The sequence below is a fragment of the Herbidospora mongoliensis genome (assembly GCF_001570545.1).
GTDB classification, from domain to species: Bacteria; Actinomycetota; Actinomycetes; order Streptosporangiales; family Streptosporangiaceae; genus Herbidospora; species Herbidospora mongoliensis.
This window is the reverse complement of sequence record NZ_BBXD01000009.1, coordinates 734875-751522: the sequence shown is the minus strand read 5'-3', so window position 1 is coordinate 751522 and position 16648 is coordinate 734875. Positions and strand designations below refer to the sequence as shown.

13 protein-coding genes are annotated in these 16648 nt (G+C 67.2%); 10 read left to right on the top strand and 3 right to left on the bottom strand.

Annotated elements, in window-relative coordinates; translation table 11 throughout:
• The first annotated feature begins 57 nt into the window (after nucleotides 1-57).
• From ftsZ to AW272_RS07710, 6 genes are all read left to right on the top strand, one after another.
• A complete protein-coding gene (ftsZ, locus tag AW272_RS07735) occupies nucleotides 58-1536 on the top strand; it encodes a cell division protein FtsZ (RefSeq protein WP_066362157.1) in 1479 nt (492 codons plus the stop codon).
• A gap of 10 nt (nucleotides 1537-1546) precedes the next feature.
• The gene (locus AW272_RS07730; RefSeq protein WP_066362156.1) at nucleotides 1547-2260 is read left to right on the top strand and encodes a YggS family pyridoxal phosphate-dependent enzyme; all 714 of its coding nucleotides are present in this window, start codon (nucleotides 1547-1549) and stop codon (nucleotides 2258-2260) included.
• Between the two features lie 165 nt (nucleotides 2261-2425).
• Nucleotides 2426-2923, top strand: coding sequence for a cell division protein SepF (locus tag AW272_RS07725; RefSeq protein ID WP_066362153.1), 498 nt, complete (start codon nucleotides 2426-2428; stop codon nucleotides 2921-2923).
• 83 nt (nucleotides 2924-3006) lie between these two features.
• The gene (locus AW272_RS07720) at nucleotides 3007-3294 is read left to right on the top strand and encodes a YggT family protein (RefSeq protein WP_066362152.1); all 288 of its coding nucleotides are present in this window, start codon (nucleotides 3007-3009) and stop codon (nucleotides 3292-3294) included.
• A gap of 49 nt (nucleotides 3295-3343) precedes the next feature.
• Nucleotides 3344-4210, top strand: coding sequence for a DivIVA domain-containing protein (locus tag AW272_RS07715; protein ID WP_066362151.1), 867 nt, complete (start codon nucleotides 3344-3346; stop codon nucleotides 4208-4210).
• A gap of 49 nt (nucleotides 4211-4259) precedes the next feature.
• Complete coding sequence (locus AW272_RS07710) at nucleotides 4260-5657, top strand: ABC transporter permease (protein ID WP_066362149.1); 1398 nt, start codon at nucleotides 4260-4262, stop codon at nucleotides 5655-5657.
• Nucleotides 5658-5899: 242 nt separating this feature from the next.
• Here the strand turns inward: AW272_RS07710 and ileS are convergent, their stop codons facing one another.
• Nucleotides 5900-9034: an isoleucine--tRNA ligase gene (gene ileS, locus AW272_RS07705; RefSeq protein ID WP_066362148.1), complete on the bottom strand. Its 3135-nt coding sequence runs from the start codon at nucleotides 9032-9034 to the stop codon at nucleotides 5900-5902.
• A gap of 487 nt (nucleotides 9035-9521) precedes the next feature.
• Here ileS and AW272_RS07700 point away from each other — a divergent pair, with 487 nt between their 5' ends.
• Genes AW272_RS07700 through AW272_RS07685 form a run of 4 tightly spaced genes read left to right on the top strand, consistent with a single transcriptional unit; the run spans nucleotide 9522 to nucleotide 14429 of the window.
• A complete protein-coding gene (locus tag AW272_RS07700; RefSeq protein ID WP_066362146.1) occupies nucleotides 9522-9917 on the top strand; it encodes a TraR/DksA family transcriptional regulator in 396 nt (131 codons plus the stop codon).
• The gene (gene lspA / locus AW272_RS07695; protein WP_066362145.1) at nucleotides 9881-10441 is read left to right on the top strand and encodes a signal peptidase II; all 561 of its coding nucleotides are present in this window, start codon (nucleotides 9881-9883) and stop codon (nucleotides 10439-10441) included. Before AW272_RS07700 ends, lspA begins: the two co-directional genes overlap by 37 nt.
• Nucleotides 10434-11360, top strand: coding sequence for an RluA family pseudouridine synthase (locus tag AW272_RS07690; RefSeq protein WP_066362144.1), 927 nt, complete (start codon nucleotides 10434-10436; stop codon nucleotides 11358-11360). Before lspA ends, AW272_RS07690 begins: the two co-directional genes overlap by 8 nt.
• A gap of 9 nt (nucleotides 11361-11369) precedes the next feature.
• Entirely contained in the window at nucleotides 11370-14429 is a 3060-nt protein-coding gene (locus AW272_RS07685; protein WP_066362142.1) for an NACHT domain-containing protein, read from the top strand.
• On the opposite strand, the gene AW272_RS07680 is transcribed toward AW272_RS07685, so the two are convergent.
• Nucleotides 14416-15258, bottom strand: coding sequence for an oxidoreductase (locus tag AW272_RS07680; RefSeq protein WP_066362141.1), 843 nt, complete (start codon nucleotides 15256-15258; stop codon nucleotides 14416-14418). The genes AW272_RS07685 and AW272_RS07680 overlap by 14 nt on opposite strands.
• A gap of 38 nt (nucleotides 15259-15296) precedes the next feature.
• On the bottom strand, nucleotides 15297-16625 hold the full coding sequence (locus tag AW272_RS07675) for a serine/threonine-protein kinase (protein WP_066362140.1): 1329 nt from the start codon (nucleotides 16623-16625) through the stop codon (nucleotides 15297-15299).
• Nucleotides 16626-16648 lie beyond the last annotated feature (23 nt).

Sequence of the window (16648 nt, the reverse complement as noted above, 5' to 3'; positions counted from 1 at the left end):
TAGTGCGGGCACCCGCCCGTGACGGACATATGTAAGCGAGCGGAAAGGCCCCTCGTCGTGGCAGCACCGCAGAACTACCTCGCGGTCATCAAAGTCGTTGGAATCGGCGGCGGCGGAGTCAACGCCGTCAACCGGATGATCGAGGAGGGACTCAAGGGCGTCGAGTTCATCGCCATCAACACCGACGCCCAGGCGCTGCTCATGAGTGACGCCGACGTCAAGCTCGACGTCGGCCGGGAGCTCACCCGCGGCCTCGGCGCCGGCGCGAACCCCGAGGTGGGCCGCAAAGCGGCCGAAGATCACCGCGAGGAGATCGAAGAGGTCATCAAGGGCGCCGACATGGTGTTCGTCACCGCAGGTGAGGGCGGCGGCACCGGAACCGGTGGCGCACCCGTCGTGGCCAACATCGCACGATCGCTCGGTGCTTTGACTATAGGAGTCGTCACGCGGCCGTTTAGCTTCGAAGGGAAGCGGCGCGCGATGCAGGCTGAAGCGGGAATAGAGAATCTCCGCGCTGAGGTGGACACGCTCATCGTCATTCCGAACGACCGGCTGCTCTCGATCTCCGACCGCCAGGTGAGCGTGCTCGACGCGTTCAAGGCGGCCGACCAGGTCCTGCTGTCGGGTGTGCAGGGAATCACCGACCTCATCACCACGCCGGGTCTGATCAACCTCGACTTCGCCGACGTGAAGTCGGTCATGTCGGGCGCCGGCTCGGCCCTCATGGGCATCGGCCACGCGCGCGGCGACGACCGCTCGGTCGCCGCGGCCGAGATGGCCGTGTCCAGCCCGCTGCTGGAGGCCAGCATCGACGGCGCCCACGGTGTGCTGCTGTCGATCGCGGGCGGCTCCGACCTGGGCCTGTTCGAGATCAACGAGGCCGCGCAGCTCGTCTCCAACGCCGCCGCGCCCGACGCCAACATCATCTTCGGTACGGTCATCGACGACGCCCTCGGCGACGAGGTCCGCGTGACGGTCATCGCCGCCGGCTTCGACGAGCCGGAGCCGGTCCGCAGCGAGCCGCTGCCGCAGCAGTCCACCCGCCCGCAGCCCGCCGCTCCGGCGGCCGCGGCCCGCCCGGCCTCCGTGTCCTCGCCGACCGGGCAGCCGACGCGGGAGCGTCCGGGTCTGTCGTCGTTCGTGGCGCCGTCGCCCAAGCCGAAGCCCGAGCAGCGCGTCGAGGCTCCGGCCCCGCGCCCGGCTCCGGCCCAGCAGGCGCAGCCGATCCGCCCGGTCTCCGCTCCGGTCTCGCCGCCGGTCGCCCCGGCGCACCAGCCCGCCCAGCAGGCCGCCCAGGCTCCGGCCCCGGTGCAGTCCGAGCGTGAGGGCAGCGTGTCGACCGGTCACTTCGGCCGCGAGTCGGCCGAGTCCCGGCCCGAGCAGCAGAGCGCCTCGGGCACCGGCCCGTTCGCGATCCCGCGCCCGACCGAGCCGCCGACCCCGATCACCTCGAAGGTCACCCAGCCCGTGCCGCGCCGTCCGGTCGTCTTCGAAGAGCAGGAAGACGAACTCGACGTGCCCGACTTCCTGAAGTAACCGCTCATCCATGACCCACGCCGCACCCTCCCCCCGGGGTGAGGAGATCGCGGCGGGGCTGGCCGAGGTCGAACGCCGCATCACCGACGCGTGCGCCGCCGCAGGCCGGTCCCGCTCCGAAATCACGCTCATCGCGGTCACCAAGACCTACCCCGCCTCCGACGTCCGGCTGCTGGCCGGGCTCGGCGTCGCCGACGTGGGGGAGAACCGCGACCAGGAGGCCGCCGTCAAGGCCGCCGAATGCGCTGATCTGGCGCTGACCTGGCACTTCATCGGCCAGGTGCAGACCAACAAGGCCCGGTCCGTCGTCGCCTACGCCGATGTCGTCCACGGCGTCGACCGGCTCCGCCTCGCCGAGGCGCTGTCCCGTGAGGCCGTCCGCGCCGGGCGCGAGATCGGCTGCCTCATCCAGGTCTCCCTCGACGGCCGCCCCGACCGGGGTGGCACGCTCCCGGCCGACGTCCTGCCGCTCGCCTCTTCGATCGCCGGGTTGCCCGGTGTGGAATTGCGGGGGGTCATGGGGGTCGCTCCGCTGGGGGAGGACCCGGACCCCGCGTTCGCCCGGTTGTACGGGGTGGCGCAAGCCGTACAAAAAGATCATCAGCACGCGAACATCATTTCGGCGGGCATGAGCGGCGATCTGCCCCAAGCGATATCGAACGGCGCGACACACCTGCGAGTCGGTACGGCGTTGCTCGGCCGCCGGAAGCCCTTCGTCAGGTAATGTCCCCCGAGTAACAAGTAGGTACGATCAGCGGTTCGCCAGAGCGAGAGATGCGGACGGCCGAAGGACGGCCGTGGCTCGAGCCTGAATTTTGCCTCAACGAACAGGCAGGGATCCGCCACGGACCTTCAGCCTTGGGCACGGTAGACGGAGGACGACGGAGCGATGGCCGGCGCGATGCGCAAGATGGCGGTCTACCTCGGTCTCGTGGAGGACGACGACCGTTACGACCGATACCGCGAGTACGCCGACGAGTTCGGCGACGACTACGACATCCCTGGCGACTTCAACCCGCAGGGCACCCAGGGCCGCGATGGGAGCGACGATTCCCCCGTCCCGGCGCCGCGACCCTCGGCGGCCGTCATTGAGCGGCGTACGACCGATCTGGCGCGAATTACCACGCTCCATCCCCGCACCTACAACGAGGCGCGGACGATCGGGGAGCACTTCCGTGAAGGCACCCCGGTGATCATGAATTTGACCGAAATGGTTGACAGTGACGCGAAACGACTCGTCGATTTTGCGGCAGGTCTGATTTTTGGCCTACACGGCAGCATTGAACGTGTTACCAACAAGGTGTTCCTGTTGTCCCCGGCCAATGTCGAGGTGACGGCTGAGGACAAGGCACGGATCGCGGAACGCGGTTTCTTCAACCAGAGCTAGAGTTCCGTGTATGAACAGTGAGCGGCTCCCCGGCGGCCTGAACGCCCGGAGGAAGCAGACCCGGACGGAGGCGAGGCTCGACCGTGGGGATCGTTAGTGAGATCTTGGTCGCTGTCCTGGCCCTATATCTGGTGCTGCTGATCGGACGGATGATCTTCGAGACGGTCCAGGCATTCGCCCGGGCCTGGAGGCCCAAGGGCCCGGTGCTGGTTCTGGCGGAGGCCACATACACCGCCACCGACCCACCTCTCAAGTTTCTCCGCCGTTTCATTCCTCCCCTCAGGTTGGGTACGGTGGCCTTTGACCTAAGCTTCACAGTGCTGTTCATTGTGGTCTTGGTCTTGATCCAAGTCGTGTCCGCGCTTCGTTGATCGGGTACCGTCCCTCCGGACAGACTCCAAGCGCGCCAAGGAGACCCAAATGCCGCTGACGCCCGCCGACGTGCGGAACAAGCAGTTCAGTACCACCCGGTTGAGGCCGGGCTACGACGAGGAAGAGGTGGACGCTTTCCTCGACGAGGTCGAGGCAGAGCTCGACCGCCTCATTCAGGAGAACGAGGAGCTGCGCGCCAAGCTGGCCGAGTGTCTCCGGGGCAAGGTCCCCGGCGGCATGGCCATGGGCGGCATGCAGATGGCCCCCGCCCCCATCGGTGATCAGAAGAATGACATGATCTCCGAGCCGATGCGCCAGCCCGAGCCGGTGCGTCCCGAGCCCGTCCCCGTCATGAGCCTTCCTCCGGCTGAAGACAACATGGACACCGCGGCCCGCGTGCTCGCGCTGGCTCAGCAGACCGCCGACCAGGCGATCGCCGACGCCCGTCGTGAAGCCGACGAGACCGTCACCCGCGCCCGCCGTGAGGCCGACGAGGTTCTCGGCAAGGCCCGTCGTCAGGCCGAGCAGGTCATCGGCGACGCGCGTGCCCGTGCCGAGACTTTGGAGCGTGACGCTCAGGAGCGTCACCGCCAGGCCATGGGCTCGCTGGTGCAGACCCGCGACGAGCTCGAGCGCAAGGTCGACGAACTGCGCAGCTTCGAGCGCGAATACCGCAGCCGCCTGAAGCTCTACCTGGAGAACCAGCTCGCCGAGCTGAACGTCCAGGCCGAAGGCAGCGGTGGATTCCCGATCGTCGGAAATCCAGCCATGCAGCAGGGTCAGCAGGGCCAGCCGCAGATGGCTCACGCCGTCGCGCCCGGTCCGCAGATCCAGGCCGTCCCCAACCCGTTCGCCACTGAGCAGCACACCGGAGGCTTCCCCGCCCCCGACGGCTCTCACGGCGACCGCCGCTAGGGTTATCGCTCCTCGCACGCGTTCAGGTAGTTCGGAAGGCTAGCCCCCCGTGATCCTTGTCAGTGCCGCCCTTGTTCTCGCGGCGATCGTGCTACTGATCGCCGGTGTCGTGCTCGGGATGGCATTCCTCGTGATGTGGTCGATCGTGATCAGCGTGCTGAGCGCGGTCTGCCTGCTGATCGGGGCGCTGCTGAGGCGTCACGAGCTGTTCCCCGCTGGGGGCCGGGCCGCTGTCGAGGCCCATCAGGCCGCCATCGCTCCGCAGCTGATGCCGCAGATGGCCCACGCCGGAATGCCGGTCTACGGCGCTCCGACGGTCATGGCTCCCATGCCGCCGGTGCCGCCCACGGTTTCCCCTGCCTATCCGCCCAACCCGACCGTGTCCGCCCCGATGCCCGCCCCCGGGCTGGGGCCCGATTCGATCGTCCTGGTCATCCCCGGCCGCAAGAGGTTCCACCGCTCCGGCTGCCGGCAGCTCGTCGGCCGCGAGACCGAGGAACTGACGGTCGAGGAAGCCAGGGAAGAGGGCTTCACGCCCTGCACCACCTGCGTCGTCGACGCAGTCACAGACGACACCTGGGCCACCACGGTCCAGGAAGCGAGGGTGGAGCCGGCCGACACCCCCGGGCGCGCCGGACCGGTGCCTCCGGCCGCCTCCACCCCTCCTGTCGCCCCGGCCGTCGTCTCCCCGGCCGTCCCGGCCGCAGCTCCGTCGCTGGAGTCCGGCGAGTCCACCGCCGTCTTCCGCGCCGAACCGTCTTCGACCGGATGGCCGGAACCGGTCGCGTCGAGCCGGTCCGAAGCCCGGCCCACGTCGTCGGGCGGCTGGCCCGAGTCCGTGCGCCCCGCGGAACCCGCGGCCAAGGCCGAGTCCGCCACCAGGGCCAACCCTTATGCGAAGGCCGAGCCCAAGAGCGCGGTTCCCTCCTTCGCGGCGGCTTCCGAGACGATGAAGCCCGCCGATCCCGAAGACGCTGTTCCGGAGCCCTCGCCCAAGAAGGACAAGCCCGCCGAGCCCGACTCTCCGGAGCCCGAGGCCTCCGAGGCTCTCCAGGCCGAGACCGACCAGCCCGAGCCCACCACTTCCACCAAGCCCGCCATCGCGATCCCCGAGGCCTCGTCCTCCTGGAACGCCTTCTCCCGGGCCGCGGCCGCTGCTGAGCGCGCGCCCGCGCCGGCCCCCGCCGCCGCGGAAGAGGCCGAGGTCGAAGAGACCTACGTGGAAGAGGTCGCCGTGGAAGAGGGCGAAGACGGCGAGGACCGTGACGGTGACACCGTCGAGCGCAAGCTGCCGCCGCCCATGGTCAAGGTCATGGAGGGCACCAAGCGCTACCACTCGCCCGAGTGCCCGCTGATCAAGGGTGAGGAAGACGGCATCGAGACCATGTCATTGCCGGCCGCCGAAGAGGCGGGGCTGACGCCCTGCACGGTGTGCGACAAGTCCTGAAACCTTCAACGAAGAGGCCCGGTGGATCAAGTCCACCGGGCCTCTTTCGTCCATGCGACGCCCCGAAGAGAGGCGGCGGGCCGGGGGAGAGCATGAGAAAGGCCCGGCGGATCGAATCCGCCGGGCCTTTTCATCCCATGCAACGCCCCACAGAGACGTCTGCCCCGGGATCCGGGCGATAGACCCATCCGGTGAAAAAAGATGGGCCCGGCGGAGATGTCTCCGCCGGGCCCGTCCCCTGCTCAGGCCTTGCGGAGCTGGAACCTCAGGCCGAGGTCGTTGTCCTCGTGGGTCTGGGGGCCGTCTGCCGCGCCCTCGCTGAACGAGGTCGCCAGGACCTCCTCGGCCACCAGTGAGCCGCCCTCGCGCAGGGCGGTGGCCAGGTCGGGGGCGTCGGTCGACCACCACAGGTCGATGCGGTCGGTGATGGACAGGCCGGTCGACTTGCGGGCGTCCTGAACCAGGCGGATGACCTCGCGGACCAGGCCCGCCCGGCGGAGTTCGTCGGTCATGGCCAGGTCGAGGGCGATCGTCTCGCCGGTGCCGGTGTCGACGGCGCCCGTCTCCACCGCCCAGCCCGACTTGGGCTGCTCGGTGATGATGAGGTCGTCGCCGCCGACGGTGACCTCGCCGAGTTCGCCGGCTTCCAGGGTCGCCGTGCCGCCCTCGCGGATCGCTCGGGCCAGGGTCGCCGGGTCGGCGGCCGAGACCGCCGCGGCGACCAGTTTGGTCTGGGAGCCGAAGCGCTTGCCCAGGGCCCGGAAGTTGGGCTTCACGGTGAAGGTCACCAGGTCGGCGGAGAAGCCCGACATGTCTTCCAGTGCCAGCACGTTGAGCTCGTCGGCGATCAGGTCGCGGAGTTCGCCCGACAGCGCCGACCAGCCCGGAGCGCCGACCAGGGCGCGGCCCAGCGGCTGGCGGGTCTTGACCGACGACGACGCGCGGGCCGAGCGGCCCAGTTCGACCAGGCGGCGGACCAGGCCCATCTGCTCCGACAGCGCCGGGTCGACGTTGGCCTCGTCGACCGTCGGCCACGTCGCCAGGTGGACCGACGCGGGGGCGTCGGGGGTGCGCAGGGCGTCCCAGACGTAGTCGGTGGTGAAGGGGACCAGGGGGGCCATCAGGCGGGTGACGGTCTCCAGGCATTCGTACAGGGTGGCGAAGGCCGACTCCTCGCCCTTCCAGAAGCGGCGGCGGGAGCGGCGGACGTACCAGTTGGAGAGGTCGTCCAGGAACTCCGTCACGCGGCGGCCGGCGCGGGAGGTGTCGAAGACGTCGAGGGCGGCCGTCACCTCGGTCACCGTGCGGCTGAGCTCCGCCAGGGCCCATCTGTCGATCAGCGGCCGGTCGGCCGGGGCCGCGCCGGGGGTCCAGTTGGACGCGTTGGCGTACAGGGTGAAGAAGGAGGCCGTGTTCCAGTAGGTCAGCAGGACCTTGCGGACGATCTCCTCCAGGGCGCCGTGGCTGATCCGGCGAGGGGACCACGGGGAACCGCTGGTGGCCATGTACCAGCGCAGGGAGTCGGCGCCGTGCTGGTCCATCAGGGGCATCGGGCGCAGGACGTTGCCCAGGTGCTTGCTCATCTTGCGGCCGTCTTCGGCCAGGATGAGACCGAGGCAGAGCACGTTCTCGTACGCCGACTTGTCGAAGACCAGGGTCCCGACGGTCATCATCGAGTAGAACCAGCCGCGCGTCTGGTCGATGGCCTCGGCGATGAACTGGCCCGGGTAGGCCGCCTCGAAGACCTCCTTGTTGACGTGGGGCGCACCCCACTGGGCGAAGGGCATGGCGCCCGAGTCGTACCAGACGTCGATGACGTCGGGGACGCGCCGCGCCTCGCCGCCGCAGTCGCCGCACGGGAAGGTCACGTCGTCGACGAAGGGGCGGTGGGGGTCGAGGGCCGACAGCTCCTGGCCGGCCTTCTCGCCCAGCTCCTTCAGCGAGCCGACGCAGGTGACGTGGTCTTCGTCACAGATCCACAGCGGCAGCGGGGTGCCCCAGTAACGCGACCGGGACAGCGCCCAGTCGACGTTGTTGCGGAGCCACTCGCCGTAGCGGCCGTTCTTGATCGTGTCGGGGAACCAGTTGGTGCCCTCGTTCTCCTCCAGCAGGCGCTGCTTGATCTCGGTGGTCCGGATGTACCAGGAGGGGAGCGCGTAGTAGAGCAGCGGCGTGTGGCAGCGCCAGCAGTGCGGGTAGCTGTGCTCGAAGTGGCTGCCACGGAAAAGCAGGCCGCGTTCGCGGAGGTCGGCCGTGAGACCCTCGTCGGCGTCCTTGAAGAACTGGCCGCCGACCTGCGGGACGTCGTCGAGGAACCGGCCGTCGGGGCCGATCGGGTTGACCACGGGCAGGCCGTACCTCTTGCAGACCTGCATGTCGTCGGCGCCGAACGCGGGCGCCTGGTGCACCAGGCCCGAGCCGTCTTCGACGGTGACGTAGTCACCGAGCACCACGAAGTGGGCGCCGGGGATGTCGACCAGGTCGAAGGGGCGCTGGTACGGGGTGTGCTCCAGGTCCGTGCCGAGGAAGGACTCGCGGACCGACCAGCCCTCGCCGAGGGCCTGGCCGACCAGCGGCTCGGCCACGATGACGGGCTTCTCGCCGTCCTTCTCCGCGACCACGTAGGTGACCTCGGGGTGCACCGCCACGGCGGTGTTCGACACGAGGGTCCACGGGGTGGTCGTCCAGATGAGCAGATCCGCGCCCTCGAAGCGGCCCGAGGTGACCGGCATCCTGACGTACACCGAAGGGCTGGAAACGGTCTCGTAGCCGCCGGGCTGGCCCAGCTCGTGGTCGGACAGGCCGGTGCCGCAGCGCGGGCAGTAAGGGGTGATCCGGAAGTCGCGGAACAGCAGGCCCTTGTCGAAGACGACCTTGAGCGACCACCAGACGGCCTCGACGTAGGCCGGGTCCATCGTGCGGTAGGCCTGGGACATGTCGACCCAGTAGCCCATCCGCTCGGTCATCTCTTCGAACGCGTCGACGTGGCGCAGCACCGACTCGCGGCAGCGGGCGTTGAACTCAGCGATGCCGTAGGCCTCGATCTGGGGCTTGCCCGACAGACCGAGTTCCTTCTCGACCGCCACCTCGACGGGCAGGCCGTGGCAGTCCCAGCCCGCCTTGCGCGGCACGTGGTAGCCGTTCATCGACTTGTAGCGGGGGAAGACGTCCTTGAACACGCGCGCCTCGACGTGGTGGACGCCGGGCATGCCGTTGGCCGTCGGGGGGCCCTCGTAGAAGACCCAGGACGGCCCGGTGGCGTTCTGTTCGAGCGAACGTTCGAAGACTTTGCCGTCGCGCCAGCGCGCGAGCACCTCGTGCTCGAGGCGCGGCAGGTCGACCTGCGCGGGCAGCGGTTGGAACTGGTGGCTGGACACGGATCCTCCACGCTCATCGGACAATGGCGTAGAGGGACGAGACCTTTCGCGGGTCCCGCGGTACCACCCTCCTTGGCCTCCTGGGGAGACCCTCTCTTTTCGTGCTGTGCGGCCGGATCTACTGGGCTTTCGCGGTTCTTCCGGCGGCTCCGGGGTGATCTTCTCCACGCGCCTCGCCCCGGGCTTCCACCGTCCCCGGGTCGCTCGTGCGAGGGGGGCGTGAGTACTCGTCCCCATCATTGCCGTGCAATTCCCAAAGATAACGCAGCGACCGGGTGCTGGCTTCCCGATAACGGGGTAGGGAGCGCGGAACACGCGGCGAGGCGGTGGTGTTGAATCCACATCTCGGCGCGGAGGTATGCGGCAAACAGGGAGGACCGAGCCGTCCGGTACGGATGGCGTAAAAGCGTCGGCGCGTCGATTGCCGATCTTGTCACCGCATACCTACGATGCCCGGACTTGCAAAACACTGCACTTGGGAGGCCCTATGGCCACGCGCGCGGCCAAACCTGCCGTCACTGAAGACGTCTGGTCCGCCGACGAGATCGCCGCTGTCCGCGATCGGTTGCTGACCGAGATCGAGGAACTTCAGGGCGACATCTCCCGGGCCGAGGCTTCCCTCGCGCTCGGCAACTCTTCCGAGGGCGCAGGCGACGATCCGGCCGACGCCGGCGCCAAGACCTATGAGCGCGAACGTGAGATCGCCCTTACCCTGAATGCGCGCGACCTGCTCGCGCAGAACGAGCGGGCGATCGTCCGCATCGACGCAGGAACATATGGGGTGTGCGAATCGTGCCAACGGCCGATCGGGAAGGAACGTCTGCAGGCGTTCCCGAGGGCGACGCTGTGCGTAGCGTGCAAGCAGCGGGAGGAACGCCGCTGACGCAGGATGAGGCGACGCGGGCGCGGCGGATCAAACTCCTGGCCGCCGTGGCCGTGCTCATCTACATCTTCGACCTGATCACCAAGTATCTGGTGGTCGAGCACCTCGAAGACCAGTTGCCGACGGTGCTGATCCCGGGGGTGCTGGAGTTCAACGTCATCCGGAACCCCGGGGCGGCGTTCTCCATCGGGACCGGGATGACGATCGTATTCACGATCATCGCCGCGGTCGTGATCGTGGCGATCATCCGGACCGCTCGGCAGCTGCGGTCGTTGCCCTGGGCCATCGACCTGGGGCTTCTTCTCGGCGGCGCCCTGGGGAACCTGACCGACCGTATTTTCCGGTCGCCGGCGCCGTTCCAGGGACACGTGGTCGACTTCGTCCAGGTGTTCCCCGCGACGGGGTTCCCGATCTTCAACGTGGCCGACTCCGCGATCGTCTGCGGAGGGATCCTCGCGGTGTTCCTGGCCTGGCGGGGCTACCAGATCGACGGTACGCGTGAGGGCGTGGTCTCGAATGGCTGACCAGCGCTCCCTGCCCGTACCCGACGGACTTGAGGGAGAGCGGCTCGACGCCGCTCTCGCTCGTCTCTTCGGCTTCTCCCGCACCCGGGCCGCCGAGCTCATCTTCGACGGGGACGTCCTGGTCGACGGGTCGCCGGCCGCCAAGTCGGATCGGGTGACCGCCGGGTCGTGGCTGGATGTGACCATCCCCGCGCCCGCCTCGGCTCCCATGCCGGTGGCCGAGCCGGTTCCCGGAATGACGATCATCTACGAGGACGACGACATCATCGTCGTCAACAAGCCCATCGGGGTGGCGGCCCATCCTTCTGTCGGGTGGACGGGCCCCACCGTCATCGGCGGGTTGCTCGGCACGGGGCGGCGCGTCTCCACGAGCGGGGCCGCTGAGCGTCAGGGGATCGTGCACCGGCTCGACGCCAACACGACCGGGTGCATGGTCGTGGCGAAGAGTGAGCGGGCCTACACGCTGATGAAGCGGGCCTTCAAGGAGCGGACCGTGGAGAAGCGGTATCACGCTCTGGTCCAGGGGCACATGGACCCGCTGCGCGGGACCGTCGACGCCCCCATCGACCGGCATCCCTCCGGGGACGGGCGATGGGCTGTCGTGGCCGGCGGCAAGGACTCCGTCACCCACTACGACACCCTTGAGGCGTTCCGGGCCGCTTCCCTGCTCGACATCCGCCTGGAGACGGGGCGTACGCACCAGATCCGCGTGCACATGTCGACGCTGCGGCATCCCTGCGTGGGAGACCTGCAATATGGGGCCGACCCGACGCTATCGGCCCGTCTGGGGCTGGGGCGGCAGTGGCTTCACGCGAAGACGCTGGCCTTCGAGCATCCCTCGTCGGGGGAGTGGGTCACCTTCACCTCCGACTATCCGGACGACCTGGCCCGGGCGCTCGACGTGATCGCCGAGTCATAGCATTCCGGCATGGGCGGCTTAGAGGTTGCGGCGATCTCCCTTGGTACTGCGGTTGTCCAGAGCGCGATGAAGCTATGGCTGGGGGACCGGGCGCTAGCTGCGGCAGCGGCCGAGAACGGCATCAATGCCCTGAGTACGAAGGCCAGTGGGCTCGCCCAGCAGCGGGCGACCCGTCGACTGGCGGAGCGCATGGCGGAGACTGTGGCTTTGAAGATCGAACCCTTCGTGGCGGGGGAGATCGGGTCTCTACCGGAGAATGAGATGCTTTCCGCTCTCGACCTGGTCAGGGACACCTTCGAGCAGGCAGCCTTCACCGACGACGACCTGTTCGCCGCAGACCTCGACGCTCGCTATCTCGACCGGCACCTGCCCGACCTCTCCCGCGACCTCACGGAGCGGGGCCAGGCTTTCTATCTGCGGGTACGGAAGGAGTGTTGCGCCTACCTTGTTCAGACGGCGAGGGCTCTGCCGACCTTCCAGCCTGGGGTGCTAACCGAGTTGCTGCGCCGGGACACGGCGATCATCGAACAACTTGAGACCGTGCTGGCGCGACTGCCCGAGGCTCCACAGATCGATTTCGAACTGGACTACCGACGTCAGGTCGGGCTGGCGCTGGACCATATGGAACTGTTCGGGGCAACTCTCAGCGAGACCAGCCGCCGGTATCCGCTGCGGCTTGCCTATGTGGAACTGACCCTGTCCAGCGAGATCGAGAATGACGAGCGCTCGACCGAGGAAATCATCGGTGCTCAGCGGCGTCTCCTCATTCGAGGTGCCGCGGGCGGCGGCAAAACTACGTTGTTGCGTTGGACCGCTGTTCGGGCGGCCCTGAAGGACCTGCCCCCGGGCATGGCTGATTTGCGGGGCTGCGTTCCGTTTTCGATTCCGCTACGGCAATATGTCGACCAGCGCCTGCCTGCGCCGTCTGACTTCCTCGACCAAGTTGGGCGGCACATCGCTGACGAGATGCCCGATGGTTGGGTGCAGCGCCAGTTGCGTGCGGGCAATGCAATTTTGCTCATCGATGGCGTTGACGAACTTCCAGAGGGCCGCCGACGCGACGCCCACACGTGGGTGCAGGAACTCATCCATGCGTTTCCCAGGGCCCGGTATGTCGTCACTTCTCGGCCGGGCGCGGTCGGTTCTGGATGGCTGGCCACAGAGGAGTTCGTGTCATATGAACTTCAGCCGATGTCCCCGCCGGTCATTCGAGAGTGCGTCGGGCACTGGCATGAGGCTGTAGCCGCGGGCGTGGTGTCCGCTGACGAGAAGAGCGCCCTGCTCGCCCTCGGCGAAGACCTGGCCGAATCGATCTCTCGGCGCGGACATCTGCGGTTGATCGCGAGTTCACCGCTGCTTTGTGCTTTGTTGTGTGCTCTCAATCGCGACCGAAATGGGAGACTCCCCGGCAACCGGATGGAACTCTACGACGTCGCGTTGGACATGTTGCTTGAACGTCGCGGGGCCGACCAAGGGTTGGTCATCGACATGGTCTTGTCGAAAACCGTGAAAATGTTGTTCTTACGCGACATCGCCTACTGGCTGGTCCGGAACGGCAAGTCAGACGCGCCAAGGGAAGAGGTCATCGAGCGCATCCGGCAAAAAATGCCCTTGCTGGCGGACCTGCCCAGCATGTCAGCGGACCAGATCTACTGGCACCTATTAGAACGCAGCGGGCTGCTACGCGAACCGGTTGTGGGCCGGGTGGGTTTCGTGCACAGGACATTCCAGGAGGACCTGGCGGCGCTTGAAGCGGTTGCGCAGAATGACATCGGCCTGCTGATCAGGCATGCCCATGAGGATCAGTGGCGAGAGATCATCGTCATGGCCGCCGGGCATGCCTTCCCGCCGCTCAGAGAACAGTTGCTGCACGGCATCCTCGACCGTTCCGACGGTGGTGAACACACCGATGAGCTTCGTTTGCTGGCTGTGGCATGTCTGGAGACCTCGTCGGAGTTGTCACCAGGCTTGTGGGATGACATCCGGAACCGCGCCAAGGAGTTGTTCCCTCCACGAACCATCAGCACTGCTAGGGCGATCTCCGGCGCTGGAGACTGGGCTCTGGAGCAGTTGGCCGTCTCCAACCCGACAACGCAGAGACAGGTCGTCGCCACTATCCGCGCAGCAGCGGAGTTCGGTACGGATCGGGCTCTCGACATCATCGTCAGATTCAAGAACCATCCTTCGCCTGAAGTGCAACAGGAGCTGATCAGGGCCTGGGGGCACTTTGACGTGGCGGAGTTCGCTCGGAAAGTCATCCGGGGGACTGCTCTGAGTTCGAGGAATTTCGAGCTCACGCGACAGGAAATGGTGCCCGCGCTGGCTCATCTGACGGATATCGAGCAGCTCACTGTCGATCTTCAATCGATCGGGCACCTGGGGTTTCTTCGCGACCTGCCCAGACTGGCGACCCTGAACCTGCTCAGACTCCCCAGAAGAGAAATCGATCTCTCGCCATTGTCCATGTCCTCATGTACCAAGATCGAGGTTCCCTGGCATTACGACCCGGAAGTAACGCGGGGATGGCTGTCGGCCTTCCGGAACATGCCAAATCTGGAGAGGCTGGAATTGTGGGGGATTGCCGGCCTTTTGGATCTCACACCTTTGAACGACGCGGGAATCGTCGGATTGTCGCTTCATACTGGTCATTACAGCGTTTTTCGTGTGGTGCAGGCCCGTTTGCCGCAACTCCGTGCGCTTCACCTTCAAGGTTTCCGCGATCTGGACCTCTATGGTCTCTCGGCGCCCAGCGTCGACTCTTTGAGTGCTGACCGAAGCTTGCAGAGTCTCCACGGGGTAGAGCGTTTCCCTGATCTTAGAGAACTGACGATCCATGAGTCGTCGGTCATCGATGTCCGACGGTTGGCCGGGCTGAGATTGCTGGAACGAGTGACAATTTCGGGGCCAGGTGTGATCAGAGATGTCAGTCCATTTGCCGAGATTCCAACTTTGCGATTCCTTGAGATCGCCGTTTCCGATTCCGCGGACCCTGCGCCGTTGGCTCGGAGGTTCTCCACGTTCCAAGTGGTGAACCAAGAAAAGCAGAGATTATTTGTTATAGGGCATTGAGTCTTTGGGACGCGATTTCGGAGAATCTGATTCCAGATGCTGCGACGTTCTCCTTCAGGTGGGCGACCGATGAGGTTCCCGGGATCACACAGATCGTCGGGGAACGTTGGAGGAGCCAGGCCAGCGCCGTCTGCTGACGTGTAGCGCCCAAGTCCTGAGCCACCTCGTCGAGGATCTCCGACTGCAACGGGGAGAAGCCGCCCAGCGGGAAGAACGGCACGTAGGCGATCCCGTTCTCGGCGCAGATGTCGACCAGGGCGTCGTCGCCACGGTTGACCAGGTTGTACTCGTTCTGGACGCAGACCACGGGGGCGATTCCCCGGCAGATCAGCAACTGGTCCTCGGTGACGTTGCTGACGCCCAGGTGGGCGATCAGGCCCTCGTCCTGGAGGGCGGTCAGCACGCTGAAGGGGATCGTCGGGTCGCTGGTGTCGTGCATACGCAGGTTGACCACGTCGAGCTGTTCCACGTCGAGGCGCTTGAGGTTGTCGTACACGGCCTCGATCAGTTCCGGCTCGGTCATCGCGGGGAACCAGGACCTGTCGTCGCCCCGCCGCGCGCCGACCTTGGTCACGATGCGCAGGCCAGAAGGGTAGGGGTACAGGGCTTCGCGGATCAGGTCGTTCACCACGTAAGGGCCGTAGTAGTCGCTGGTGTCGATGTGGAGCAGGCCCAGGTCGGCGACGGTTCGCAGGACCCGGATCGCCTCCGCCGGGTCCTTGGGCGGGCCCCAGATGCCCGGTCCCGTCAGGCGCATCGCGCCGTAGCCCATTCTGGTGAGGGCGAGGTCGTCGGTGAGTTTGAGGATTCCGCCGGTGATGTCGTCCATGTCCGTGTCGTGCCCGGATATGGGTGGCTTAGGGGCGATCATTCGTCAGAAAGTTGGCCCTCAAGCTGACCTGAGCTTTCCTGGCCCCCGCTTTCCTGGTCCTCGTTCTCCTCGCCCGTGTTCTCTTCCATCGTGGGCTCCTCCGTGGGGGTGCCCGGCTCTTCCTCGGGTTCCTGGCTTGGGGTGCTCGCCTCCTCGCTCGTCTGACCGGACGGACTGGCTTTTGGGGAGGGGGCCTGCGACCTCTCCTGCGGCTGTTCCTGCTGACGTTCGGTCTGCTGGACGACCGGTTCCTCTTCGGACTTCGATTCCGATGTGGGTTCCGGAGTGGCCTTCTTCTTCGCGGGGACCTGGGCGGGGATCGTGTCGCTGGGTATCTGCGGGGGGTCGCCCGCGGTCACGTACGCGATGGTTCCGGCGCTGAGGCCCACGGCCAGGACGGCGGTGACCACAGCGGTGAAGGGCCAGCTCTTGCGGACTTTCGGCAGCTCGGCGGTCGCGGGCGGCGGGGGGACCGGGATGAAGGGGGCCGTCGGTTCCGACACCGTGCCGTTGACGATGTTGTGGAGGTGGCGTTCGGCCTCCTCGGCGGTCATCCGGGTGGCGGGGTCCTTCTCCAGGAGGCCGTGCAGCACGGGGGTGAGCGGGCCGGCGCGGTAGAGCTGGCCGAAGGGTTCGTACATGACGGCGGCCAGGGACGCCATGGCGTGGCCCCGGTGGAACGGGGAGCGGCCCTCGGCGGCCAGGAACAGGGTCACGCCCAGCGACCACATGTCCGAGGCGCGGACGGCGCGGCCGCCCGCGGCACGCTCGGGGCTGATGAAGGCGGGGGTGCCGACCAGGGCGCCCGTCCTGGTCACCGGGCTGTCGTCCTCCATCGCGGCGATGCCGAAGTCGGTGAGGACCGCGCGGCCCTCAGGGGTGATGAGGACGTTGTCGGGCTTCACGTCCCGGTGCAGGACGCCCGCCTGGTGGGCCGCCGTCAGGGCGCTCAGCATCTGGAGGCCGACGGCCGCCACCCTGTGGGGGCGCATCGGGCCGTCGTCCCTGATCAGGGCGCCCAACGTGATGGACGGGACGTACTGCATCACGATCCACGGGTGACCGAGTTCCTCGAACACGTCGTAGACGGCGGCCACGGACGGGTGGCTGACCCGGCCGGCGGCGCGGGCCTCGCGGAGGGTGCGGATCGTGAAGATCTCGCGGTCCTCTCCCGACAGGTTCGCGTTGAGCTCTTTCACGGCGACTTCGCGTTGCAGGGTTTCGTCCAGGGCACGCCACACGGTGCCCATCCCACCCCGGCCGATCGCTTCGATCAGGCGATAACGGCCGGCGACGATTCGGTCGGATGTCTGAGACTCGGGCATGCCGCCCGGCTACCCCAGCGAGC